Origin of the sequence: Bradyrhizobium iriomotense, assembly GCF_018129405.1 — a bacterium.
GTDB lineage: Bacteria > Pseudomonadota > Alphaproteobacteria > Rhizobiales > Xanthobacteraceae > Bradyrhizobium > Bradyrhizobium iriomotense_B.
Genome location: NZ_JAFCLP010000002.1, coordinates 678,759 through 698,805 on the forward strand (window position 1 = coordinate 678,759; position 20,047 = coordinate 698,805).

At 65.7% G+C, this 20,047-nt stretch carries 25 protein-coding genes; 14 read left to right on the forward strand and 11 right to left on the reverse strand.

The window, feature by feature from the left end; translation table 11 throughout:
- Positions 1 to 286 precede the first annotated feature (286 nt).
- Together JQ592_RS07950 and JQ592_RS07955 are read right to left on the reverse strand one after the other, a co-directional pair.
- Positions 287 to 1,660, reverse strand: coding sequence for a PleD family two-component system response regulator (locus tag JQ592_RS07950; protein WP_211402296.1), 1,374 nt, complete (start codon positions 1,658 to 1,660; stop codon positions 287 to 289).
- Positions 1,661 to 1,674: 14 nt separating this feature from the next.
- Positions 1,675 to 2,040, reverse strand: a complete 366-nt coding sequence (locus JQ592_RS07955) for a response regulator (RefSeq protein WP_027553080.1) — start codon at positions 2,038 to 2,040, stop codon at positions 1,675 to 1,677.
- 238 nt (positions 2,041 to 2,278) lie between these two features.
- Here JQ592_RS07955 and JQ592_RS07960 point away from each other — a divergent pair, with 238 nt between their 5' ends.
- Together JQ592_RS07960 and JQ592_RS07965 are read left to right on the forward strand one after the other, a co-directional pair.
- Positions 2,279 to 2,590, forward strand: coding sequence for a DUF3572 domain-containing protein (locus JQ592_RS07960; protein WP_183245191.1), 312 nt, complete (start codon positions 2,279 to 2,281; stop codon positions 2,588 to 2,590).
- Positions 2,587 to 3,876, forward strand: coding sequence for a DNA polymerase IV (locus JQ592_RS07965; protein ID WP_211402297.1), 1,290 nt, complete (start codon positions 2,587 to 2,589; stop codon positions 3,874 to 3,876). Before JQ592_RS07960 ends, JQ592_RS07965 begins: the two co-directional genes overlap by 4 nt.
- 16 nt (positions 3,877 to 3,892) lie before the next feature.
- On the opposite strand, the gene JQ592_RS07970 is transcribed toward JQ592_RS07965, so the two are convergent.
- Positions 3,893 to 4,048 (reverse strand): hypothetical protein, encoded by a 156-nt coding sequence (locus JQ592_RS07970; RefSeq protein ID WP_008548553.1) that lies wholly within the window; start codon positions 4,046 to 4,048, stop codon positions 3,893 to 3,895.
- 154 nt (positions 4,049 to 4,202) lie between these two features.
- Here JQ592_RS07970 and JQ592_RS07975 point away from each other — a divergent pair, with 154 nt between their 5' ends.
- A complete protein-coding gene (locus tag JQ592_RS07975) occupies positions 4,203 to 4,610 on the forward strand; it encodes an ACT domain-containing protein (protein ID WP_211402298.1) in 408 nt (135 codons plus the stop codon).
- A 36-nt stretch (positions 4,611 to 4,646) separates the two neighbouring features.
- Here JQ592_RS07975 and JQ592_RS07980 read toward each other — a convergent pair whose 3' ends face one another.
- The 3 genes from JQ592_RS07980 to JQ592_RS07990 form a co-directional block, all read right to left on the reverse strand.
- Positions 4,647 to 5,045, reverse strand: coding sequence for an NUDIX hydrolase (locus JQ592_RS07980; RefSeq protein WP_211402542.1), 399 nt, complete (start codon positions 5,043 to 5,045; stop codon positions 4,647 to 4,649).
- 12 nt (positions 5,046 to 5,057) lie between these two features.
- Positions 5,058 to 5,459, reverse strand: a complete 402-nt coding sequence (locus JQ592_RS07985) for a RidA family protein (RefSeq protein ID WP_028171561.1) — start codon at positions 5,457 to 5,459, stop codon at positions 5,058 to 5,060.
- A gap of 218 nt (positions 5,460 to 5,677) precedes the next feature.
- The gene (locus tag JQ592_RS07990) at positions 5,678 to 6,523 is read right to left on the reverse strand and encodes a cell envelope integrity EipB family protein (protein WP_211402299.1); all 846 of its coding nucleotides are present in this window, start codon (positions 6,521 to 6,523) and stop codon (positions 5,678 to 5,680) included.
- A 234-nt stretch (positions 6,524 to 6,757) separates the two neighbouring features.
- On the opposite strand from JQ592_RS07990, the gene JQ592_RS07995 reads away from it, so the two are divergent.
- The 4 genes from JQ592_RS07995 (at position 6,758) to JQ592_RS08010 (ending at position 9,944) form a co-directional block, all read left to right on the forward strand.
- A complete protein-coding gene (locus JQ592_RS07995; RefSeq protein ID WP_211402300.1) occupies positions 6,758 to 7,225 on the forward strand; it encodes a RidA family protein in 468 nt (155 codons plus the stop codon).
- Between the two features lie 5 nt (positions 7,226 to 7,230).
- Positions 7,231 to 7,977: a glycerophosphodiester phosphodiesterase gene (locus tag JQ592_RS08000; RefSeq protein ID WP_211402301.1), complete on the forward strand. Its 747-nt coding sequence runs from the start codon at positions 7,231 to 7,233 to the stop codon at positions 7,975 to 7,977.
- Between the two features lie 218 nt (positions 7,978 to 8,195).
- Entirely contained in the window at positions 8,196 to 9,452 is a 1,257-nt protein-coding gene (locus tag JQ592_RS08005) for a GNAT family N-acetyltransferase (RefSeq protein WP_211402302.1), read from the forward strand.
- Positions 9,453 to 9,518: 66 nt separating this feature from the next.
- Positions 9,519 to 9,944, forward strand: a complete 426-nt coding sequence (locus JQ592_RS08010; RefSeq protein WP_211402303.1) for an HIT family protein — start codon at positions 9,519 to 9,521, stop codon at positions 9,942 to 9,944.
- Between the two features lie 136 nt (positions 9,945 to 10,080).
- Here the strand turns inward: JQ592_RS08010 and tsaA are convergent, their stop codons facing one another.
- The 4 genes from tsaA to JQ592_RS08030 all read right to left on the reverse strand — a co-directional run bounded on the left by tsaA (position 10,081) and on the right by JQ592_RS08030 (position 12,821).
- Positions 10,081 to 10,572 (reverse strand): tRNA (N6-threonylcarbamoyladenosine(37)-N6)-methyltransferase TrmO, encoded by a 492-nt coding sequence (gene tsaA / locus JQ592_RS08015; protein ID WP_211402304.1) that lies wholly within the window; start codon positions 10,570 to 10,572, stop codon positions 10,081 to 10,083.
- A gap of 32 nt (positions 10,573 to 10,604) precedes the next feature.
- Complete coding sequence (locus tag JQ592_RS08020; protein WP_211402305.1) at positions 10,605 to 10,955, reverse strand: AzlD domain-containing protein; 351 nt, start codon at positions 10,953 to 10,955, stop codon at positions 10,605 to 10,607.
- Positions 10,952 to 11,692 (reverse strand): AzlC family ABC transporter permease, encoded by a 741-nt coding sequence (locus JQ592_RS08025; protein ID WP_211402306.1) that lies wholly within the window; start codon positions 11,690 to 11,692, stop codon positions 10,952 to 10,954. The genes JQ592_RS08020 and JQ592_RS08025 overlap by 4 nt, the downstream gene beginning before the upstream one ends.
- 106 nt (positions 11,693 to 11,798) lie before the next feature.
- Positions 11,799 to 12,821 (reverse strand): lytic transglycosylase domain-containing protein, encoded by a 1,023-nt coding sequence (locus tag JQ592_RS08030; protein ID WP_246820226.1) that lies wholly within the window; start codon positions 12,819 to 12,821, stop codon positions 11,799 to 11,801.
- A gap of 37 nt (positions 12,822 to 12,858) precedes the next feature.
- On the opposite strand from JQ592_RS08030, the gene JQ592_RS08035 reads away from it, so the two are divergent.
- Positions 12,859 to 13,875 carry a TRAP transporter substrate-binding protein gene (locus tag JQ592_RS08035; RefSeq protein ID WP_211402307.1) on the forward strand — a complete coding sequence of 339 codons (1,017 nt, stop codon included), beginning with the start codon at positions 12,859 to 12,861 and terminating at the stop codon, positions 13,873 to 13,875.
- Between the two features lie 71 nt (positions 13,876 to 13,946).
- A complete protein-coding gene (locus tag JQ592_RS08040) occupies positions 13,947 to 14,585 on the forward strand; it encodes an HAD family hydrolase (RefSeq protein WP_211402308.1) in 639 nt (212 codons plus the stop codon).
- Positions 14,586 to 14,612: 27 nt separating this feature from the next.
- Here the strand turns inward: JQ592_RS08040 and JQ592_RS08045 are convergent, their stop codons facing one another.
- Positions 14,613 to 15,629 carry a carbon-nitrogen hydrolase family protein gene (locus JQ592_RS08045; RefSeq protein WP_211402309.1) on the reverse strand — a complete coding sequence of 339 codons (1,017 nt, stop codon included), beginning with the start codon at positions 15,627 to 15,629 and terminating at the stop codon, positions 14,613 to 14,615.
- 197 nt (positions 15,630 to 15,826) lie between these two features.
- Between JQ592_RS08045 and JQ592_RS08050 the strand changes: the two genes are divergently transcribed.
- The 5 genes from JQ592_RS08050 to JQ592_RS08070 all read left to right on the forward strand — a co-directional run bounded on the left by JQ592_RS08050 (position 15,827) and on the right by JQ592_RS08070 (position 19,995).
- A complete protein-coding gene (locus JQ592_RS08050) occupies positions 15,827 to 16,783 on the forward strand; it encodes a helix-turn-helix domain-containing protein (protein WP_211402310.1) in 957 nt (318 codons plus the stop codon).
- Positions 16,784 to 16,875: 92 nt separating this feature from the next.
- Positions 16,876 to 17,106 carry a hypothetical protein gene (locus tag JQ592_RS08055; RefSeq protein WP_211402311.1) on the forward strand — a complete coding sequence of 77 codons (231 nt, stop codon included), beginning with the start codon at positions 16,876 to 16,878 and terminating at the stop codon, positions 17,104 to 17,106.
- 116 nt (positions 17,107 to 17,222) lie between these two features.
- Positions 17,223 to 18,248: an aldo/keto reductase gene (locus JQ592_RS08060; protein ID WP_211402312.1), complete on the forward strand. Its 1,026-nt coding sequence runs from the start codon at positions 17,223 to 17,225 to the stop codon at positions 18,246 to 18,248.
- A 71-nt stretch (positions 18,249 to 18,319) separates the two neighbouring features.
- Positions 18,320 to 18,481, forward strand: coding sequence for a hypothetical protein (locus JQ592_RS08065; RefSeq protein ID WP_211402313.1), 162 nt, complete (start codon positions 18,320 to 18,322; stop codon positions 18,479 to 18,481).
- Positions 18,482 to 18,573: 92 nt separating this feature from the next.
- Positions 18,574 to 19,995 carry an MFS transporter gene (locus JQ592_RS08070; protein WP_211402544.1) on the forward strand — a complete coding sequence of 474 codons (1,422 nt, stop codon included), beginning with the start codon at positions 18,574 to 18,576 and terminating at the stop codon, positions 19,993 to 19,995.
- The last annotated feature ends 52 nt before the right edge of the window (positions 19,996 to 20,047 follow it).

Consider the following 20,047-nt stretch of genomic DNA (forward strand, 5'->3'; position numbering starts at 1 on the left):
GACCCATAACCACAGACAGATGTTTGGCGAGGACTCGGAGTTACCAGCTCGCACCACAACCCCTTCCTGGGGTTATGGGTCCCGGCCTCCGCCGGGACGACACCGAGTGTGTGAGCCTGATATTTGTCCCACTATCCGATCTTACCAACATGCTCCTGTTTTGCCCGACGAGTCAAACGGCGCTATCGCCAGCGCAAGCCTTTCTGCCACCCGCATAACCCATTGATCCGACTAACGCCGGCTACTGTGCATGGGGTTGTTTCGCGACTTTTATATCGCGGCAGCCTCACGCCGCCTGCGACACCACGCGGTTGCGGCCGTCGTGCTTGGCCCGGTAGAGCGCGGTGTCGGCGCGCTTGAGGACGTCGGCGACCGCCTCGCCCTTCTGCTCCAGCGTGGTGAGCCCGATCGAGATCGTGACCTCGATGCGCCTGGTGCCTTTGTGGATCGCGAACGGCTCGCCCGCGATCGAGCGGCGCAGGCGCTCGGCGACCATGCCGGCAACGTGCAGATCGGTCTCCGGCATCACGATGACGAACTCCTCGCCGCCGTAGCGGCAGGCGAGATCAATGCCGCGGATCGACTTGCGCACCCGCACCGCGAATTCGCGCAGCACGTCGTCGCCGGCGTCGTGGCCGTAATTGTCGTTGATCGACTTGAAGTAGTCGATGTCGAGGATCATCAGCGCCAGCGGCTTGCCGCGGGTCGCGGCCTGCTCGGCGAGCGTTGCCAGATGGCTCTCCATGTAGCGGCGATTGTGCAGGCCGGTGAGCGCGTCGGTGATCGCCATCTCGATCGAGTTCTGCACGTTGTCGCGCAGATGATCGGTGTAGCGGCGGCGGCGGATCTGGGTGCGGGCGCGCGCCAGGAGCTCGGTCTTGTCGATCGGACGCAGCAGATAGTCGTTGACGCCGATCTCGAGGCCCCGCAGCAGCCGCGTCGAGTTGTCGGGCTCGGCGATCGCCAGGATCGGCACATGGCGCGTGCGCTCCAGCGAGCGCGCCTGGCTGCACAGGCGGAGGCCGTCGAAATTGTTGAGGTCGAGCGAGACGATCAGGAGGTCGTAATTGCCCTCGGCGGCGTGGAACAGCGCCTCCGTCGGGTTCGGCTCGACGTCCACGGTGTGCTCGGCCGCGAGGATCGTCGCCAGCCGCTCATAGGAGGACTCGCGGTCGTCGACCAGGAGGATGCGGCCGCCCTTGCCGGTGTCGGCCACCGCGCTGCGCTCGGGCGCCTGCATGCCGATCTCGAGCGAGGTGATGGCGCGCATGCGCAGCTCATCGGTCATCATCTTCAGCCGCGTCAGCGAGCGCACGCGCGCGATCAGCACGACGTCGGAGACGGGCTTGGTGAGGAAATCGTCGGCTCCGGCCTCGAGCCCGCGGTTGCGGTCGGCGGGGCTGTCGAGCGCGGTGACCATCACGACGGGAATGTGGTGCGTGGCCGGATCTGACTTCAGGCGGCGGCAGACTTCAAAGCCGTCCATATCAGGCATCATCACGTCGAGCAGGATGATGTCGCATTCGGCCCGCCTACTGATCGCAAGCGCCTCGGTGCCGTTCGAGGCGGTCATCACGTCGAAATATTCGGCGGACAGACGGGCCTCTAGCAGCTTGACGTTGGCAGGAACGTCATCGACGACGAGGATACGCGCGGACACTTTGCACTCACTTCCTATCCGATGAAACGCCGGACCGTCTCTATGAATTTGCCGACCGAGATCGGCTTGGACAAATAGGCCTCGCAGCCGCCCTCGCGGATGCGTTCTTCGTCGCCCTTCATCGCGAACGCCGTGACCGCGACGACGGGAATGGTGCGCAGCTCCGGATCGTCCTTGATCCAGCGCGTCACCTCGAGCCCCGAGACCTGCGGCAACTGGATATCCATCAGCACGAGGTCGGGCCGCATCTTGCGCACCAGATCGAGCGCCTCGTAACCGTTGCTGGTGCCCGAAGTCTGGTAGCCATGTGCTTCCAACAGGTCGCGGAAGAGCTTCATGTTGAGCTCGTTGTCTTCCACGATCAGGACGGTCTTAGCCATCCCGCCCTCCTGATTGGCACGAAGCCGGATACATGTGACGCCTCAGGCGCCGCTCGCCGGCGCTTCGAAAACTGGATTCAAACTAGCCTCAGATTCGCTCTAGTTTCGTTAAACCCGAGGGGCCACTTTCTGCGATGTGGTTTCCAGTTGCTTGCCCCGGGATCGCAAGACTCAAGGCGGAGACTCGGGCATGATGCAAAGTAGACACCGAAAGTTAACGGAAAGGCAAACCGGCCCCGTGAAAAAGCCTGTTCACAACCCTCGCGAAGTCGCTGAAATCGTTGCGATTCAGGCATTGTCCTTCGTCGCGGGCGAGCCCGAGCGGCTGGGCCTGTTCCTGGCCGAGACAGGTGTCGGCCCGGAGACCCTGCGGAACGCCGCCGCGGACCCGAATTTCCTCCTCAACGTGCTCGATTTCGTGCTGCGCGATGACGCCACCGTGAAGGCCTTTGCCAAGGCCTCGGAGCTGCATCCGACCAACGTTGCCGCAGCGCGGCAGGTCCTCGGTGATGCGCTCGGCGACCCCAATTGGGAGCGCGACGTGCCGTGAGCGCCCCCGTCCCGGCCGGGCCCCGCTGCTTCTGCCGGGATTGTCTGGCCGATCTGGACACGAGCGTCCGCCGTTGCTCGGCCTGCGGTTCCCCCCGCCTCGTCCGCCACCGGGCGCTGGCGAGCCTGACCATCGCCCACATCGACTGCGACGCCTTCTATGCGACGGTCGAGAAGCGCGACAATCCTGACATCGCCGACAAGCCCGTCATCATCGGTGGCGGAAGACGCGGCGTGGTGTCGGCCGCCTGCTACATCGCGCGCACCTACGGCGTGCGCTCGGCGATGCCGATGTTCAAGGCGCTCGAGGCCTGCCCGCATGCCACCGTGATCCGCCCCGACATGGCGAAATACGTCCGCGTCGGCCGCGAGGTCCGCCAGGCCATGCAGGCGCTGACACCGCTGGTCGAGCCGCTCTCGATCGACGAGGCCTTCCTCGATCTCTCCGGCACCGAACGGGTGCATGGCATGATCCCCGCCAAGGTGCTGGCGCGCTTTGCCCGCGACGTCGAGCGCGACATCGGCATCACCGTCTCGGTCGGCCTGTCCTGCAACAAGTTTTTGGCCAAGATCGCCTCCGACCTCGACAAGCCGCGCGGCTTTGCGACACTCGATCAGGAGGAAGCGCGCGCGATGCTGGCGGAAAAGCCGGTCGGCTTCATCTTCGGCGTGGGACCGGCGACCCAGGAGCGCCTCGTGCAGCGCGGCTTCCGCATCATCGCCGACCTGCAGAAGGCCGACGAGATCGAGATGATGCGGCAGTTTCCGAGCGACGGCCGCAGGCTGTGGCGGCTCGCCCGCGGCATCGACGACCGCCGCGTCGAGCCCGACCGCGGCGCCAAGACCATTTCCAGCGAGACCACCTTCGAGACCGACATCCGCGATTTCGCGACACTGGAGAAGATCCTGTGGCGGCTCTGCGAGAAGACGTCGTCACGGCTGAAGAGCAGCGAGCTCGCCGGCTCGACCGTGACGCTGAAGCTGAAGACCGCCGACTTCCGCCAGCGCACCCGCTCGCAATCGATCGCCGCGCCGACGCAGCTTGCCGCAAAGATCTTCTCGATCTGCCGCGAGATTCTGGCGAAAGAAATCGACGGCACCGCCTTCCGCCTGATGGGCGCCGGCGTCAGCGCGCTGCGCGAGGGATCGGCGAGCGACGACACCGACATGCTCGACCGCCGCGCTGCGCATGCCGAACGTGCCGTTGACAGCCTGCGCAAGAAGTTCGGCAGCGCCGCGGTGATCCGCGGCATTGCCTATGACGGGCCGGAGAAGGCGCAGGAGTGATCGGGTCCCGCCCTACTCAATCGCGTTCGAAGATCCGTGCACCCGGATAGGCGCGCCTGGCATACTGAACGACCAACTGCCGATCCTGAGTTTCCAGGAACGGAGTTCGGATCTGACAGGACCCGACGATGAGGTGCCACAGGCCGTTGAGCTTTCGAATGACGACGTTCATTTGAGCTTCCTCGCAGTGACCCGAGTGGACTCAAATTGTAAGAATCTCCCGCCGTCGCTCAATTGTACCAGCGTAAGATCGGCGTATGAGAAGGATTGGAAGGAATATACAAAGGTATGTTGGTTGTGCCTTCGACAGCCGCTGGGTTGGCCCCGTGACAGGCGAACGCGATCTCGACGTGCTGCTGAGGAACATGAAGCCGGAGATGGTAGACGGCATCTTCGTGTTTTGCACGCTTGCGCCGAGCGCGAGCATTCCAGCCACCATCAGCCCGATCCTGACGTTCCGCGAACGCGAAGGAACAACGCTGGTGATGCTGCACGAGGAGGCCGAGGCGTCAGGCTTACGCTACGCGTTTGCCTCGCGCTTGATCACCTTGACGGTCCACTCCGCGCTCGATGCGGTGGGCTTTCTGGCGGCCATCACGGCGCGTCTGGCCGAAGCCGGCATCAGCGTGAACGCGGTTTCGGCGTTTCACCACGACCATCTCTTCGTGCCTGTCGACCAGGCCGACGAGGCGATGGCCGTTCTAAAGGAGATGTCTGGCGCGAGGCACTTGTAGCCCGGACGAAGCGGAGCGCAATCCGGGCTACGGCATTCACGAACACAGCGGAAGCAGCTTGTCGCGGGTCAGAGGGGCGAGCTTGACGGCTCCTGGCGAGGACGGATCGAGCCAGAGGATCTCCTCGATCTCGGCTCCCGGAGCGACCGGGTGCGCAATGACGATGCGGAAAATCTCCGCATCGACCTCCCGGCCCGGCTCATTCGCGGCAGGCGCCGTGTAGCGTCCAACGTAGCTCATCTCATCCGGATTGATATCGATGCCGAGTTCCTCCGACAGTTCGCGCCTCAGCGCGACTTGCGGATGCTCGCCGGCCTCGATCTTTCCGCCGGGTTGCATGAAGCTTTCGGTGGCCCGCTTCCTGACCAGCAAGACACGCCCATCGCTCCGGCTCATCAATGCAGCCGCTATCCGAATGGCATTTTGAGACGTCATTCCGTCCACACCTCAATCCGCAACCGCCACCGCCTCGATCTCGATCAGCCATTCCGGCGCAGCGAGCGCGGAGACGCCGACCAGCGTCGAGGCCGGCGGCTCCATGCCCTCGAAGAAGGCCGAGCGCGCTTTGCCGATGATGGGGCGCAGCTCCGGCTTGTAGTTCACGACGAAGGTCGTGATCTTGACGATGTTCGCATAACTCGCGCCGGCTGCCTTCAGCGCCAGCCCGAGATTCTGCATCACCTGCGTCGTCTGCGCGGCGATATCGCCCTCGCCGACGATCCGCCCCTCTTCGTCGGTCGAGACCTGCCCGGAAATGTAGATCGTCCGCGCGCCGGTGGCCGTGACGACGTGGGAATAGGCGGGATTGTGATGCAGGCCGCTGGGACGGAGATGGTCGAGCTTGGGCATGGGCTGGCTCCCGGAGTTTGTGGTTGGGAGGCAGCGTAGCTGGAGAGTGTGACGAGAGCTAGATGCAACGCGCAACACTGATGCCCCGTCATTGCGAGGAGCTCTTGCGACGAAGCAATCCAGACTGCTTCCGCGGAGGGATTCTGGATTGCTTCGCTGAGCCTGTCATCGGGCCGCGCTTCGCGCGGACCCGGTGGCTCGCAATGACGGAGAAGCCCTCAATTACAGGGCTTGCTGTCCTTGACGTCGAACTTGCCCATCGCGCCGGAGATGACGAAATCGTTGTAGTCGAGCACGAGCTGGCGCGAGACGCCGTTCTCGTAGAGCTCGAACGCCATCGCGTAGACCGGGGTCTGCTCGCCCTCTTTCTGTTGGGCCTCGCGATCGAAATAGCTGACGGTGACCGGCCAGCGCTTCAGCGACTTCATGTGCTCGTCGGACGTCGACGGATCGGACGAGGTGGCGCGGTCGGCGGCGACCGGCTGGCCGATCACGGTCAGCGTGTTGTAGACCTTCTGGCCATCGTCGGAGCCGTCATAGACGGAAAGCTCGAGCAGCGACTTGCCGTCCTTGGCGGCGGCGATGATGCGCTGGATTTGCTCGGTCGGAAATACGATCTTGCCGTCGAGCGTAAAGCTCTTCGGCGCCGGCAGCTTCAGCTTGACGTTGATGTGGTCGCCGTCGCGTTCGGCCGAGCCGTCGACCCGGCCGGCATCGGCTTCGTTCATCCGCGTCTCGATCTTGAAGCGGTAGCTTTTTCCCGCGGCGTCCTCCCAGGAATTGGAGCGGAGGTCACTGAGCGTGACCTTGCCCTCGCCGCTGTCGAGCTCGGAGACCTGGCGGAATTCGGAGGTGTAGCCCTCGCAGGCGCTGCCGGTGAAATTGTAGAGGATGCGGCCCCGCGCGCTGTTGACCGAATTGGACCGCGATTTGACGAGGCGCAGATCATAGAGCGCCTGGTGCGCGAGGAACGGACCGTTGGCGGCGAGCGCCCCGCCTCCGGGACCGAAAGCGGCCGCCACAAGCGCCATCACACCGAGCGAAGTCCGGAAAAGGTGCACCATGTCTGTTCCCTGAGGAAAGCGCAGATTCGACATTTTAATGACCGTTCCATTGCGTCGCAACTGAGGCCGTTTCACGTAAAGTTGGGGCCCCCGCTTTGAACCTGCTGCCCTGCCTCAACAAAATGCAGCCCCCTCCGGTTGCTTGCATGTGGCGGCACGATGGGCGAAACAGGGCGCGCCCGGCCGCCTGCGGACGTGCCGGGGCTGAATGATTTTTGGACAACGAGGTCGGACATGGCGGGCACGGTCGAGCAGAAACTGGCGGAACAGGGCATCAAACTGCACGAGGCCCCCACCCCCGTCGCCAATTACGTCCCGTTCGTGCGGACCGGCAGCCTGCTGTTTGTTTCCGGCCAGGTCTGCTTCGACCCCGCCGGCAAGCTGATCGCCAAGGGCAAGCTCGGCGCCGGCGTCTCGATCGAGGACGGCGCGGCGGCCGCGCGCGGCTGCGCGGTCAACCTGCTGGCCCAGGTCAAGGCGGCCCTCGGCGACCTCGACAAGGTCGTGCGCGTGGTGCGCCTCGGCGGCTTCATCAACTCGGCCCCGGATTTCCTGGACGGGCCGAAGGTGCTCAACGGCGCCTCCGACCTGATGGTTGCCGCCTTCGGTGACAAGGGCCGCCACGCCCGCACCACCGTCGGCGTCGCCTCGCTGCCCGCGGACGCGGCGGTCGAGGTCGAAGGCGTGTTCGAGGTCGCCTGACGCGCATGCGCGCTCCTGATTGGCTGACAGCCCGGCCGGTCGCCCATCGCGGCCTGCACGACATTTCGCGCGGCATCGTCGAGAACATGCCAAGCGCGGTGCAGGCTGCGATCGCCGGCAATTTCTCGATCGAGGTCGATATCCAGCTCTCGTCCGACGGCGAGGCCATGGTGCATCACGACCATGCGCTCGGCCGCCTCACCGAGGCCAGCGGCGACGTGATCGGGAAGACCGCGGCCGAGCTGAAGGCCGTCAAATTCAAGGACACCGACGAGCGGATGATGTCGCTCTCCGACCTCTGCGCCATGGTCGCCGGCCGCGTGCCCCTCGTGATCGAGGTGAAGAGCCGTTTTGGCGGCGACCGCAAGCTGGTGAGGCGCATGGCCGAGGTGCTGGCGTCCTATCAGGGCCCTGCGGTCGGCATGTCCTTCGATCCCGACCAGGTGTTGGCGCTGCGCGAGCTCTTGCCCTCCCGCCCGCGCGGCATCGTCGCGCAACGGAGCTATGAGGACGAGTATTGGGCTTACCTGACGCAGGAGCAGCGCGACAGCATGCTGTACCTGCGCCACGGCTTCCAGACCCAGCCGCATTTCGTCGCCTTCAAGGTCGACCACCTCCCTGCCCCCGCCCCCTGGCTCGCCCGCAAATTGTTCGGCTGCGCCCTGCTCGGCTGGACCGTGCGCACGCCGGAGCAGCGGACACGGGTCGGGCAGTATGCCGATCAGATGATCTTTGAGGGGTTTGTGCCGTAGCCTCCGGCGTCGTCCTGGCGCAAGCCAGGACCCATTACCACCAGCGTCGGTTTGGCGAAGACAGGTGGTTGACAGCTCGACGCCACAACTCCTCCCTGGGGTAATGGGTCCTGGCTTTCGCCAGGACGACTCGCGGATGGAGTTGCGCGCAATCGCAGGCGGCATCATGTTCCCCCGCCCCCTTGAAGTCGCTGCTGCAATGCACGATCTTGGGCCCAATGGCATCATCCGACATTACGCTCGAGGCTGTACCGTCCATTGGCGAAGTCTCGCCCGCGGATTGGGACGCCTGCGCCAGCCCCAGCAAGGCGATTAACGAAAAGGCTTGCAACGGGCATGGCGCGGGAACCTCATCCGCCTTTCCAGGCGATTCCCTCGGCCTCTCAAGACCCGCCTATAACCCGTTCGTCTCGCACGCCTTTCTCTGCGCGGTCGAGAAATCAGGTTCGGCGACGATCCGCACCGGCTGGGGCCCACGGCACCTGGTGGCCAAGCTCGACGGCCGCGTCGCCGGCGTCGTGCCCTGCTATTTGAAATCGCACAGCCAGGGCGAATACGTCTTCGACCGGGGCTGGGCGGATGCCTATGAGCGCGCCGGCGGACGCTACTATCCGAAGCTTCAGGTCTCCGTTCCCTTCACCCCCGCAACGGGACCGCGGCTGCTGGTCCGCGACGGCGTCGACCGCGAGCAGATCAGGGAGGCGCTGGCGAGCGGGCTGGTGGCGCTCTGCGGCGTCAGCAAGGCCTCGTCCGTGCACGTCACCTTCGCGCGCGAGGACGAATGGAAGCTGCTCGCCGAGCACGGCTTCCTCCAGCGCACCGACCAGCAGTTCCACTGGCACAACCAGGGTTTTGCGAGTTTCGACGACTTCCTGGCAACGCTGAACTCGCGCCACCGCAAGTCGATCAAGCGCGAGCGGCGCGATGCGCTCGCGGCCGGCATCACGATCCACTGGCTCACCGGCAAAGACATCACCGAGGATGCCTGGGACGCCTTCTTCGCATTCTACATGGAGACCGGTTCGCGCAAATGGGGCCGGCCGTATCTCACACGCGAGTTCTTCTCTCTGATCGGCGAGACCATGAGCCAGGACGTGCTGCTGGTGATGGCGCGCCGCAACGGCCGCTGGATCGCGGGCGCGATCAACTTCATCGGCTCGGACACGCTGTTCGGCCGCAACTGGGGCGCGGTCGAGCATCATCCCTTCCTGCATTTCGAGGTCTGCTACTATCAGGCGATCGATTTCGCGATCAAGCATGGCCTCACCCATGTCGAGGCTGGTGCGCAGGGCGAGCACAAGATTGCGCGCGGCTACCTGCCGCGCACGACGCATTCAGCCCACTTCATCGCCGATCCCGGCCTGCGCCGCGCCATCGACGATTACCTCAAGCGCGAGCGCGCCTATGTCGCCGACGCCGGCCGCGAGCTGGCCGAACTCGGCCCGTTCCGAAAAGGCGCCGACGAGGCGCCTTGACGGCCCGCCGCGGCTGGTGACAGTAAGCGCAAAATTCTAAGCGCAAATTTCTTGGGAGCCGCCACCATGACCGCCTACGACACCAACAACATCTTTGCAAAGATCCTGCGCGGCGAGCTGCCCTGCAACAAGGTGTACGAGGACGAGCACGTCGTCGCCTTCCTCGACATCATGCCGCGCGTGCCCGGCCACACGCTGGTGATCCCGAAGGCCCCTGCCCGCAACATCCTCGACATCAAGCCCGACGACTACGCCCATGTCGCGCGCGGCGCGCACAAGATCGCAACGGCCGCGATGAAGGCGTTCAACGCCGACGGCATCACCGTGCAGCAGTTCAACGAGCCCGCCGGCGGTCAGGTCGTGTTCCATCTGCACATGCACGTGATGCCGCGCCACGACGGCGTCGCCATGCTGCCGCCGGCGAGCCGCAAGGAAGACGCCAAGGTGCTGGAAGAGCACGCGACCAAGCTGATCGCGGCGTTGAAGAGCTGATCGTCATTCCGGGGCGACGCGAAGCGTCGAGCTATGGTGCGCAATTGCGCACCTGAGAATCCATTTCACCACCGTCTCTGCCGTCCGATGGATTCCGGGGTCGTGCCTACGGCACGCCCCGGAATGACGGAGAAAGTCACTCCGTCTCGAAATCGCCCTTCTGCGGCTCGGCCAGCGGCGTGAACTCGCAGCGATCGGGCTTGATGTCGATCAGCGGCGTGTTGTCGATGCAGTCGAGGCCGCGCACCAGAATGGCATTGCCCTCGATCCCGACCAGCTTGACGATCGAGGTCCCGATCGGATTGGGCCGCACCGGCGAGCGCAGCGAAAACGTGCCGCGGGTCTTCTCGTTGTTCTTCGGGCTCTGCAGGACGATGTCGCGGCGCGATCGGTCGAGCCAGTAGAGCACCTCGAGATTGCTGTAGAAATCGACGCCCTTGATGGCCGGCACGAACGGCTCGAAGATCTCGAGGCGGCAGATCGGACCGTCCTGACGCCCCTGCCGCGGCGTCTCCAGCCGCGAGGTCCAGGGCGTGCGGATGCGGCCGATGAAGACGAGACCGGCGTCCTCGGTCGATGGCAGCTCGATGGCGACCTCGCCCTCGCGGAGCTCGTTTTCGCGAACCATATGTCCTGTTCCTTAAGCTTGTCGGACGCGTTTTAGCCCAACCACCACTTGCCGGCCAGCATGAAGACTTCGCCGGTGACGACGCCGGCGAAGATTGAGCGGCGGGTCAGCAGGAACACGACAAGGCCGGCAGCGACCGCGCCATAGCGCAGGACATCAGGCACGCTGGCCAGCGCGCCCGGCGGCTCGACCACGATCTGGGCGATGACCCCGGCCAGGATCGCGGTCGCGACCGCCCTCACCCAGACCAGCAGCTCCGAGCCCTCGTCGATGCCGCCGCCGAACCACAGGCCCAGCATGCGCCAGATCTGGTTGGGAACAACGCCGGCGATGAACAGTACGGCGAGCGCGTACCAGTCGCCGATCGCTTGCGCAAAACTCATGCGCGCACCTCCCGCCACCAATGCACGCCATAGGCGATCGTGCCGGCGACCACGCCGCTCACGAGGATGTCGAGACCCGAGTTCATCTTGGCCGCGAGCGGATAGAGCAATATCCCGAGCGTCAGCGCGACGACATCGGCGACCTCGCGGCTGTTGCGCGCGGTCGAGAACAGGAACGACAGCGGCGTCAGCAACAGGATCGCCGCGCCAAGCGTCTGCGTCAGGTTGGCAGCGAGGAAATAGCCGACCGTATTGGCGGTGAGGCACACCGAGACCAGGCCACAGCCGAGACCATGGACGAATGCGATGCGCCGCTCGCGCGGCACCTGCGGCAGGAAGCGGTGGCATTCGACCCACAGCGTCACCGCGGTGAGATGCGCGGCGAAGATAAGCTCGCGCCGCTTCGTCGTCGGCGTGCGCATCAGCGGCAGCACCGAGACCACCATCGGAAACAGGCGGATGGCGCTGACGGTCACGGCGATCGCCGACTGGATGACGGTGGCGCCCGAGCCGAGCGTGGTGATCAGGATGATCTGTGCCGGACCAGCCCAAACGAACAGCGTCGAGCACAGCGCCCAGAGCAGGCTGAAATGGGTGTCATGGGCGAGCGCGCCGATGCCCAGATAGGTCACGAACAGCACGATGGTGAGGATCGTCTGCGTGATCGAGCGCAGTCCCCACGCAAAGGCGCGCCACGGACTTTGCCATTGAGGTGAATCGAGCGGGGGAAGCGCCACGGGAGTATTGGCCGAGGTTACGGAATCGTGGCTGCATAACGGGCAATGCGACCGTCCGCGTCAAGGAAGCGCGCGGCGGGGCTGGCATGCGCGCGAGAGACGCCTCCTACCCCGCCACACCCCGATTCCTCAGCACGAAACAGGCGCCGCCAGCCCTGCGGATGCGGTTGCACAGATCATCCGCCTCGGCCCGCGTATCGGCCCCGATGCGCACCTGGTAGAACGTACGCGTGCCGCGGCTGCGCATCACCGAGCTCAGCAGGCTCGGATCGCGTTCGCCGATCACCGCGCTCAGATGCGTGACCGCACGGGAATACATCGCCAGCGCCCTGTTGCGGTCGAAGCCGGCGGCGAGCTGCACGCCCCAGATCTTTGCGGCGGCAAGCTCGACATGCTGCTCGAGCTCGGCGACGAACGGATTCGGCGCGCGCTTCAACAGCGCCATGAGGTCGCGGCAGCTCGTCGGTGGCGAACTCGGTGGTCCCTTGCCGGTGCTGCCCGCCTTGGCCCACGCGTCAACGCTCGTGCCGGTGATGGCATAGACGTAGTTGCGGGTCTGCTCCGGCATCGGCCCGGTGCCGGCGAGCCATTCCTGGACGCGGCGGGGGCCGGCGTTATAGGCGGCTGCGGCAAGGCCGAGATTGCCGAACTGGTTGCGCAGCTCGTTGAGGAATTCGGCCGACTTCGGCAGCGCCTGAACCGGATTGAAGGGATTGAGCAGCCCGCGCTCGCTCGCAGTCCCCGGCATGAACTGCGCGATCCCCTGCGCGTGCTCGCCGCTGCGCGTCATGGGCCCGATCGCATCGGCCTGGAAGCGGCTTTCCTGCCAGATCACGCGGGCGAAGAATTCCAGCGGCAGATTGGCATCGCGCGCGGCAGCCTCGACGATCAGGCAGATCGATTCCCGCGTATCGCTCTCGCGTGCGCTGGCGGGCTTTTGCGGCGGCATCGCCAGCTCTTCGACACTGGGGACGGCGACGTTGGTTTTCGCGGGCGAGCTGTCCCATGCCGCCGCCCGTGTCGCCAAGACGAGCAGCGCGACAGCGATGAGTGACGCAATTCGCGGCAGCCGTGCCCAAGCATCGCTGTGGCGCACGCCGGCGCGTCGTGCAACAAGATGATCTGCCATGCCGTGGCATCGTGCCATGGTTCGATGAGTTACCGATATGCTGCCCGACCTGCTGCCTTCAATGCGTTCCCCCGCCAAACGGATCCGCGCCTTCGTTATCCTCGTCGCGCTTCTCCTGACCGCTGCGCCCGCCACCGCCCAGGTGACCTGGCGGATGACCACCGAATACCCCGAAAATAACATTTCCGGTATCGGCCTTGTGACCTTCGCCAAACGCGTTTCCGAGCGCACCAACGGCTTCGTGACGCTGGCCAACGCCTTCGACAACACTCTCAAGATCAGTTCGGGCGAGATGCCGCGGGCCGCTGCGGATGGCCGGATCGCCGGGGGCGATGCCTTTGCGGGCGCACTGTCCGGCATCGACCCGGTGCTCGGTCTCTCCACCCTGCCCTTCCTGGTGCAATCGGTCGACGTCGCGCGCGCCACCAATGCGCGGGCCCGCCCGCTCTACGAGAAGGCGTTCGCCGCCCGCGGTCTGAAGCTGCTCTATCTGACGATCTGGCCGGCGACGGGACTTTGGTCGGATCGTTCGCTCGCGGGCGCCGAGGATTTGCCGACGCTGAACCTGCGCGCCTACGATGCCAATTCCAGTGCGGTGATGCGCGCGGCCGGCGCGAATGCGCAATTCCTGCCGATGGACGCGGCGATCGCCGGGCTGAAAGAGCGCCGGCTGAACGCCGTCCTCACCTCCGGCGACGGCGGCGCGGGACGCAAGCTCTGGGACCACCTGCCGTATTTCACCGCCATCAACTACGCGATGCCGATCTCGATCGCTTTCGTCCGCACCGAGGCATTTGTCGAACTGTCCGAGCCGATGCAGCGCGAGGTGCTTGCCGCGGCAGCCGAGACCGAGCAGAGCCAGTTCGCCCTGCTGGCCAACCGCACCACGGAGAATTATGCGCGCATGCGCGATAACGGCGTCAAGATCGCGGAGCCGGCGCCGCCGTCCCTCGTCGCGGCACTTCGCAGCGCCGCAAAGGATGCGATCGCCGCCTGGGAAGCCCAGGCCGGCCCGGATGCCACAGCGATCGTCGAATGGGCGAAGCAGCAATGACGACCCGGGCCTTGACTTGAAGGCTGATCCGACTAGCAACGGACCCGTCACAACTCGGGGGACGGGTCCGGATGCAAGCAATCTATTTTGATCTCGACGGCACGCTGACCAACCCGAAGCCCGGGATCACCCGCTCGATCCAGTACGCGCTGGAGCGGTTGAGCCTGGCGGTGCCAAGCGAGGACGAGCTGACCTGGTGCATCGGGCCGCCGCTGCATGCCAGCCTGAAAAAGCTCACCGGAAGCGACGAGCTCGCCGACCGCGCGCTGCTGCTCTATCGCGAACGCTTTTCCGATATCGGCCTGTTCGAGAACGAGGCCTATGCCGGCATCGTGGACACTCTGACAACGCTCGCCGCAACGACGCCACGCATGTTCGTGGCCACCAGCAAGCCCGCGGTCTACGCCACCCGCATCGTCGATCATTTCGGCCTGAAACCCTATTTCGAGCGCGTATTCGGCTCCGAGCTCGACGGCACCCGCGTCGACAAGCGCGACCTGCTGCGCTACGCGCTCGAGGAGGCCAAGGTCGATGCGGCCAGCGCGATCATGATCGGCGACCGCAGCCATGACGTGGTGGGCGCACGCACCAACGGCATGACCGCGATCGGCGTGCTCTACGGCTATGGCAGCGAAGCCGAGCTGCGCGCGGCCGGCGCACATCACATCTGCGCCGCGCATCCCGAGCTGCTCGGTCACTGCGTCGCGTAATGTGAGCCCGTCTCCGCGCGGCGGCGATCAGCTCGCCGCTGCGGCAATGTCCGTGGGCTCGACGGTATCCACCGGCAGCGCGAACTGCTCGACGCGCTGGTATCGCTTCTTGTTGAGCAGCAGCCGCGTCACGTCGGGCCGCGAATAATGCCCGGCGGGATCAGCGGCGTTCTTGGCGACGCCGATGGCGCCGAGGTCGATCTCGGCGATCAGGAGTCCCTCCTGGTCCGGCGCGAGCTTGTCGCCGATCTGGCTGCCATCGGGGCCGTAGATCGCGGCAAAGCCGCCGCCGGCGTGGAGCAGCGCGTGCTTGTCCGGCCGGTCGCAGAGCTCGTCGATCATCGCCTGCGACACCGTCGCGCAAGGCGCGAGCACGAAGCAGGATCCCTCCACCGCATAGACGCGCGAGGCGGCGTTGTTGACCTCCGCGCCGAGCGCCGGCGCAAAGGGATCGTAGAGCGAAAAGCTCGGCCAGGCCGCGACGTGGACCTGCTCGTTCTGGGCGTACATCGCGTATTTCGACAGCGGCTGCAGATGCTCCCAGCAGCATAGCGCGCCGAGGCGGCCGATGTCGGGCCTCGCGTGCACGGCGAGGTCGCTGCCGTCGCCCTCGCCATAGACGGTGCGCTCGGCATGGGTCGGGCGCAGCTTGCGGCGCTTTGCGATGGTCTCGCCATCGGGGCCGATCAGCCATTGCGCCAGGTATAGGCTGCCGCCGTCGCGCTCCGACAGACCGATCACCGCCGTCAGCTTCGCCTTGCGCACGGCATCGCGCAAACGCTCGGCCTGCGGGCTGTCGTAAGACAACGAATTATCGAAATAGCGCTGCACGAAGCCGCGGCCGATTGCCCAGGCCGGCGAGTCCATCCAGATGTGCCAGGGGTAGCCGGGAATGAAGGCTTCCGGGAAGGCGATCAGCTTCGCCCCCTTCTCGGCCGCCTCCCTGATCAGTGCGATCGACTTGTCGATCGAGGCATCGAGATCGAGCCAGGCGGGAGCCGCCTGCACCACCGCCACCTTATATTTGGGATGTTCGATGCCCATGGCCGCCTCCATTGCCGGTTGATCGCAGACCTCGTCCGATGCAGTCTATTTGGCCAAGCCGGGCGGCCGGGCGCTCGACTGCGGCGGCACAAAAACTCGACCGGACGGGATCGCCGCCCGGTACGGGATTTGCCTCCGGTCAGGCTGGATCTGCGCCAATTTGCGATTTTGCGGGATGTGAAAGGGAGGCTGTCCAAATGCCAATCCAGTTCACGACGGACGGCAGCCCCGGCTACCGGCGGCTCGCCCTCTGGCAGGACATCGTCTGCGACGTCTTCGTCGGGCTCGACTGCAAGTCCGACCTCGGCAGCGCCTTCCACGGCTCGGTGACGCAAGCCCCGCTCGGCAAGGCCGTCTGCTCCGACGTCTGCTCCGACCGCCAGCACGTGTTCCGCACGCCCTCGCGCATCGCGCGCTCGGACCAGGATTTTGTGCTGATCGCACTCGGCAATCGCGGCGACGGCGGCGTAGCGCAGGACGGGCGCGAGACCGTGATCCATCCCGGCGAGTTCGCACTCTACGACACTACGCGGCCCTATGAGCTGAAGTTCAACGACAGTTTTACGCAGACCATTTTCAAGGTGCCGCGCGAAATGCTGCAGCGGCGGCTCGGCGGCACCGAGACGCTCACCGCGATCGCGTTCGGAGCGGATGCGCCGCTGGAGCGGCTCGCCTACGACTTCATCTTCAGGCTCTGCCAGAGTGCGGACCGGTTAGCGCCGAACAATGCGGCCGCCCTGTCGGAGCAGGCCGTCGATCTGCTGGCGATGGCGCTGAGCGAACGGCTTGGCAAGACCTCGCTGCCGTCCTCGACCCATCGCTCCGCCCTGCTCTACCGGCTGAAGGCCCACATCCGCGCGCATCTCGCCGATCCCGACCTGTCGCTGGCGGAGACCGCCGCCGCACTCGGCATCTCGCCGCGCTACGTCAACGATCTCCTCGCCGACGAGGAGATGTCGTTCCAGCGCCACGTGCTCGCCGAGCGTCTGGCCCAATGCCGGCGCGACCTCGCTTCGCCTCTGCTCGCCCATCGCCACATCAGCGAGATCGCGTTCGCCTGGGGTTTTAACGACCTCTCGCATTTCGGCCGCGTCTTCCGCGAGCACTTCGGGATGTCGCCGCGCGACTTCCGGCAGAGCCAGTTGCCGCACTGAGCTGCCATCTGCGCGAGCCTTCGTCCTGAGCGAAGGCAACGCTCGCCAATTCCAGATTGTCTTATCCAGACGCGTGCATCAGGCTGACACGCATGAGGTCTCGCGCGACGATAAGCGGATCGGAGCTGCTGCTGGGCGCGATCGCGTTCCGGCTCGCGATGCTGGTCCTCGTGGGCTGGAGCCTCGCTTTGCTGCCGCAGCAGACGCGTGACAACGAAGCCGCCTGCTTTCCTTCAGCAAGGAGCGAGTCTCGGGCTGCAGCGAAGCCGGTCGGCCCGCACGTTGCCAACGCCGCGTTCGATGACATGCTTCGGCACGACTAGCCCGCTCCGAAGCAAGGCCGGTATGTGAGCGCGTCGTAGGACAATGCGCCTGCTTGCACTAACATCCGACACCAAGGCCGCATCGATCAATCAGCGGCCAGCCGAGGAGCATGTCGATGGAATACCGACGCTTGGGCCGGTCCGGCCTCATGGTGCCTGCTTTGAGCCTGGGAACGGGCACGTTCGGCGGCGTCGGCCGCCTTGCTGCGTGGGGCACGACGGACGCGACCGAAGCGCGGCGCCTTCTCGATATCTGCCTCGAGGCCGGCGTGTCGATGTTCGACACCGCCGACGTCTATTCGCTCGGCGAGTCCGAGCGCGTTCTGGGTGAAGCCATCAAGGGCCGCCGCGACAAGGTGCTGATCTCGACCAAGGCAACCTTCCGCTTCGGCGACGGCCCCAACGACATCGGCTCGTCACGGCAGCACCTGCTTGCCGCCATTGACGGTTCGCTGAGCCGGCTCGGCACCGATTACATCGACCTGTTCCAGCTCCATGGCTTCGATGCGCTCACTCCGCCTGAAGAGGTGCTTTCAACGCTCGACGTGCTCGTGCGCGCCGGCAAGATCCGCTACGTCGGCGTCTCGAATTTTTCGGGCTGGCACCTGATGAAGTCGCTCGGTGTTGCCGACAAGCACGGCTTCCCGCGCTACGTCGCCAACCAGACCTATTATTCACTGATCGGTCGCGACTACGAATGGGAGCTGATGCCGCTCGGCCTCGACCAGGGCCTCGGCGCGGTGGTCTGGTCGCCGCTCGGATGGGGACGCCTCACCGGCAAGATCCGGCGCGGCCAGCCGAAGCCGGAAGTCAGCCGCCTGCCCAAGACCGCCGACTTCGGCCCGCCCGTGCCGGACGAGCACGTCTATCGCGTGGTCGACGCGATCGACGAGGTCGCCAAGGAAACCGGCAAGAGCGTCTCGCAGATCGCGCTGAACTGGCTGCTCCAGCGCCCCACCGTCTCGACGCTGATCATCGGCGCGCGCAACGAGGCGCAACTGCGCGAAAATCTCGGCGCGGTCGGCTGGTCCTTGACCAAGGACCAGATCGCAAAGCTCGACGCCGCCAGCAAGGTGACGCTGCCCTATCCCTACTGGCACCAGCGCACGACCTTCACCGACCGCAATCCGCCGGCGGTGTAGCGAGCGCCCTTGAGCTGCATCAAGCTCGCTTCCGTCGGCCGTGGCATCCTGCGGCCGTCGCGAGGCTTGCGATGCGCCGATTTGCCATGAAAGCCCTGTTCACGATGCTGTCTCTCAGAAGGGCTGAGCGAGAGAGAATCGACTGGGATCGCCGCATCCTGGTCTTCTCGACAGCGGTGACGCTCGGGCTCATCGCCCTCTACATCTTCGGAAAATCGACCGCGCGCTGGTGATTGCGGTTCCGGAACTATCGCGGTCCTGCCCTGTTGGCGCAATACTCGGCCACCTGGCAGTGTCCGATTCGCCAAACCAGACGCTGATCACGATGTCGACAGTCACCATCGAGCAGGCCGACGGCCTGCCGCTGCCGCAGCGTCGATGGGCCATCCTCACCATCGCGCTCGGCATCACCATGTCCGTGATCGACGGCGCCATCGCCAATGTGGCGCTGCCGACGATCGCGGCCGACCTCGATGCGAGCCCCGCCTTCTCGATCTGGATCGTCAACGGCTATCAGCTCGCGATCACCATCTCGCTGCTGCCGCTAGCCTCGCTTGGCGAGATCGTCGGCTACCGGCGTGTCTATCTGGCGGGGCTTGCGCTGTTCACCCTCGCTTCCGCGCTGTGCGCCGTTGCGCACTCGCTGCCGCTGCTGACCGTCGCGCGCATCATTCAGGGTTTTGGCGCGGCCGGCATCATGAGCGTCAACACCGCGCTGGTGCGCTTCACCTATCCGCATGCGCTGCTCGGGCGCGGCATCGCGCGCAACGCGCTCGTCGTGGCGGTGTCCGCCGCGATCGGGCCGACGCTGGCCTCGGGCATCCTGGCCGTGGCAAGCTGGCCCTGGCTGTTTGCGATCAACGTGCCGATCGGTGCGGTCGCGGTTGCGCTCGGCGCGCGCTGCCTGCCGCACACGCGCCTGGCGGAGCATTCATTCGACTGGCAGAGCGCAGGGCTCAGCGCCGTCACCTTCGGTGTCGGCATTTTCGCCGTCGACAGCGTCGGCCATGGCGAGCCGCTCCTCACCTGCCTGATCGAATTCGCCGTCGCCGCGATTGCGGGCGCCGCCCTGATCTGGCGCGAGACGCATATGGCCGCGCCGCTGCTGCCGGTCGATCTCCTGCGCATCCCGATCTTCGCCCTGTCGATCGCGACCTCGATCGCCTCGTTCTGCGCCCAGATGCTCTCCTTCGTCGCGATCCCGTTCTACCTCCAAAGTCGCTTCGGCTATTCAGCCGTGCATATGGGCCTTCTGATCACGCCATGGCCGATCACGGTGGCGTTCGCCGCCCCGCTTGCGGGACGCCTGGTCGAGCACTATCCGGCCGGCCTGCTCGGCGGCATCGGCCTTTTGCTGTTCGCAGGCGGGCTCGCCTCGCTGGCGATGCTGCCGGCCGAGCCCGGCGCCTTCGACATCGCCTGGCGCATGGCCCTCGCCGGCTTCGGCTTCGGCCTGTTCCAGACGCCGAACAACCGCACCATGATCGCAGCCGCCCCGCGTGAGCGCTCCGGCGGGGCCAGCGGCATGCTGGGCACTGCCCGGCTGCTCGGCCAGACCGCCGGCGCCGCGCTGGTCGCGCTGTTCCTCGGCCGCTACCCGCAGGAAGGAACCAGGATCGCACTGCTCGCCGGCGTCGGCTTTGCCCTGTGCGGCGCGCTGCTCAGCATGTTGCGCCTGTCACCCGCGGGCGCGCGCGGCGCCGAGCATGTCCGGATTCAGGAAGGGCAGCGGATGAAGGGGGATTGAGAGTAACTCCGCGCCCGCAAGGTGCCAGATGTTCTCGTGCACAACCCCTGCG

Coding starts and splice junctions, on each gene's coding strand:
- JQ592_RS07985 (WP_028171561.1), bottom strand. CDS start 5,459: ATGCCCAAGCTCGACCATCTCCGTCCCAGCGGCCTGCATCACAATCCC.
- JQ592_RS08010 (WP_211402303.1), top strand. CDS start 9,519: ATGACCGCCTACGACACCAACAACATCTTTGCAAAGATCCTGCGCGGC.
- JQ592_RS08005 (WP_211402302.1), top strand. CDS start 8,196: ATGGCATCATCCGACATTACGCTCGAGGCTGTACCGTCCATTGGCGAA.
- JQ592_RS08050 (WP_211402310.1), top strand. CDS start 15,827: ATGCCAATCCAGTTCACGACGGACGGCAGCCCCGGCTACCGGCGGCTC.
- JQ592_RS08030 (WP_246820226.1), bottom strand. CDS start 12,821: ATGGCAGATCATCTTGTTGCACGACGCGCCGGCGTGCGCCACAGCGAT.
- JQ592_RS07970 (WP_008548553.1), bottom strand. CDS start 4,048: ATGAACGTCGTCATTCGAAAGCTCAACGGCCTGTGGCACCTCATCGTC.
- JQ592_RS07955 (WP_027553080.1), bottom strand. CDS start 2,040: ATGGCTAAGACCGTCCTGATCGTGGAAGACAACGAGCTCAACATGAAG.
- JQ592_RS07995 (WP_211402300.1), top strand. CDS start 6,758: ATGGCGGGCACGGTCGAGCAGAAACTGGCGGAACAGGGCATCAAACTG.
- JQ592_RS08000 (WP_211402301.1), top strand. CDS start 7,231: ATGCGCGCTCCTGATTGGCTGACAGCCCGGCCGGTCGCCCATCGCGGC.
- JQ592_RS08020 (WP_211402305.1), bottom strand. CDS start 10,955: ATGAGTTTTGCGCAAGCGATCGGCGACTGGTACGCGCTCGCCGTACTG.
- JQ592_RS08045 (WP_211402309.1), bottom strand. CDS start 15,629: ATGGGCATCGAACATCCCAAATATAAGGTGGCGGTGGTGCAGGCGGCT.
- JQ592_RS08040 (WP_211402308.1), top strand. CDS start 13,947: ATGCAAGCAATCTATTTTGATCTCGACGGCACGCTGACCAACCCGAAG.
- JQ592_RS08060 (WP_211402312.1), top strand. CDS start 17,223: ATGGAATACCGACGCTTGGGCCGGTCCGGCCTCATGGTGCCTGCTTTG.
- JQ592_RS08070 (WP_211402544.1), top strand. CDS start 18,574: ATGTCGACAGTCACCATCGAGCAGGCCGACGGCCTGCCGCTGCCGCAG.
- JQ592_RS07980 (WP_211402542.1), bottom strand. CDS start 5,045: ATGACGTCTCAAAATGCCATTCGGATAGCGGCTGCATTGATGAGCCGG.
- tsaA (WP_211402304.1), bottom strand. CDS start 10,572: ATGGTTCGCGAAAACGAGCTCCGCGAGGGCGAGGTCGCCATCGAGCTG.
- JQ592_RS07990 (WP_211402299.1), bottom strand. CDS start 6,523: ATGGTGCACCTTTTCCGGACTTCGCTCGGTGTGATGGCGCTTGTGGCG.
- JQ592_RS08055 (WP_211402311.1), top strand. CDS start 16,876: ATGAGGTCTCGCGCGACGATAAGCGGATCGGAGCTGCTGCTGGGCGCG.
- JQ592_RS08035 (WP_211402307.1), top strand. CDS start 12,859: ATGCTGCCCGACCTGCTGCCTTCAATGCGTTCCCCCGCCAAACGGATC.
- JQ592_RS08065 (WP_211402313.1), top strand. CDS start 18,320: ATGCGCCGATTTGCCATGAAAGCCCTGTTCACGATGCTGTCTCTCAGA.